1 protein-coding gene and 1 pseudogene are annotated in these 1,853 nt (G+C 77.0%); both read left to right on the top strand.

What is annotated here, in order from left to right; genetic code table 11:
* Window positions 1-249: pseudogene (locus tag AB0J52_RS38645) on the top strand (hypothetical protein); the annotation flags it as partial.
* Between the two features lie 62 nt (window positions 250-311).
* On the top strand, window positions 312-1,343 hold the full coding sequence (locus tag AB0J52_RS38640; RefSeq protein ID WP_500188012.1) for a MucB/RseB C-terminal domain-containing protein: 1,032 nt from the start codon (window positions 312-314) through the stop codon (window positions 1,341-1,343).
* Window positions 1,344-1,853: the final 510 nt, after the last annotated feature.

Genomic DNA, 1,853 nt, shown 5'->3' with positions numbered 1-1,853 from the left:
GGCGGCCCCGCCCGGTCCGGACGCCCGCACCGGCGGCGCTACCTGGCCGTCGGCGCCGCGTCGCTGTTCCTCGGCCTCGGCGTCGCCTCCTACGCGGCGGGCGGCGAGCAGGACGCCCCCACCGTCACGCCCGCGTTCGACCGGTTCGCCGTCGAGCACGCGCTGACCTCGGGCGACACGCCCATCACCGACCCGCTGACCGATCCGGGCACGCTCCGGACCGCCGTCCCCTCCGCCCCGGAGCCGTGACCGGGCCCGTCCACCCGCGGCCGCGCCGTCCCTGCGGGGACGGCGGGAACCGGGGACGCCGCGTGCTCGCGGCGCTCGGCCTCGCCGGCGCCGTGTGCGCCGGGGCGGTGCTGACCGGCGACGCGCACGCGAGCCGTCCCGCGCCGAGCGATCCGGACGCGCTGCGCCTGCTGCGCGCCGCCGCCGACGCGGCGGCCACCGTGTCCTACGAGGGCGAGCGGGTGCTGACCACGTGGGGACGGCACGGCTCGCACACCTCGCAGGCGCGGGTCGAGCACGTGGCGGGCGCGAACGTCCCGGTCGGCGTGACACCGGCGACGATCGCGCTGCTGGCCCGGAACTACTCGCTGGTGCGCCGCCCGGACGGCACGATGTGCGGCCGCCGCGCCGCCGTCGTCGAGGCCCGGCGCGGCGACGGCACGACCGCCGGCCGCTTCTGGATCGACGCCGACACCGGCCTCATGCTGCACCGCGAGCTGCTCGACGCCGAGGGCCGCGCGGTCGTCGTCATCGGCTTCAACCGCTTCCGCGTCGTCACCCCGGTGGCGCTCCAGCGCGCGCCGGTGCGGGGGGCGTCCGTGCGCGCCGACGAGCCCGGCGACGCGTCCCCCGGGCCGTACCCGACCACCGCCGGGCGGATGACGCCCGTCCCGGCCGAGGTCCAGCTGACGTCCGCGCAGATCGACGAGCTGCGGCAGGACGGCTGGCCGGTGCCGCGCAGGCTGCCGGGCAGGCTGGCGCTGTACGACGCGCGCCGCTCGACCGTCCGGTCCGGCGGGGAGGCGCTGCACCTCAGCTACTCCGACGGCCTGGCCGTCGTGTCGGTGTTCGTGCAGCACGGCGGGCTGGACGCGCGCGGGCTGAACGGATGGACGCGGGAGAAGGTGGACGGCCGTACCGCCTACCGCCGCGACACCGTCCGCAACTGGGTGGTCGAGCAGCGCGGCGACTACGTCTACACGGTGCTCACCGACGCGCCGGAGAGCACGGCCGCCGCCGTCGCCGAGGCCTTCCCGGACGCCCGCGCCTCGTTCTGGACGCGGATGCGCCGGGGTTTCGGCCGCCTCGTCTCCTGGGCCGACCCTTTCGACTGACCGTCCCGGCGGGCGCATTCCAGCCCGGACGGCCTTGCGGGAGCGGTTCGGCAGGAACGGCCCCGGCGGGGATGATCTTGACAGGATCGCCGCCGGGAGCAGCGCGCCGGAGGCCGTCCGGAGGGGCGGCTGAGCAGGGGCTCCGAGCGGTGGCGCACCGGCATCGACGGCGGCTCGCCGGGCGGCGCTCGCGCAGGCCGGAGGCCGGTTTCCGGACGCCCCGTGCGGTGGCGGTTCGGCGATCCCGGAGAATGGACCGGTGCGGCCGCCGAATGCCCGAAAGGCGGTTGCTGAGAGCTTTACGCTCATCACATGCCGAGTCGGCGACGATGAGCGCGGATCAACGAGATTCATGCCCGGTAGGAGAGTGGGGATGACCGAAGACAGCCGCGGACCGGTCGAGGGGACGGAGCGGGACGAACTCGCCCCCGGCCAGGGTGACGGGCGGCCGGACGCCTCCGGATCCGGGAGCGCCGCGGGTGCCGCGGCCGAGCGGGCGAACGGCCGCGG

This window comes from Spirillospora sp. NPDC049652 (genome assembly GCF_040675125.1).
Taxonomy (GTDB): domain Bacteria; phylum Actinomycetota; class Actinomycetes; order Streptosporangiales; family Streptosporangiaceae; genus Spirillospora.
The sequence above is the reverse complement of the archived record's forward strand: the minus strand, read 5'-3'. Positions and strand labels throughout refer to the sequence as shown.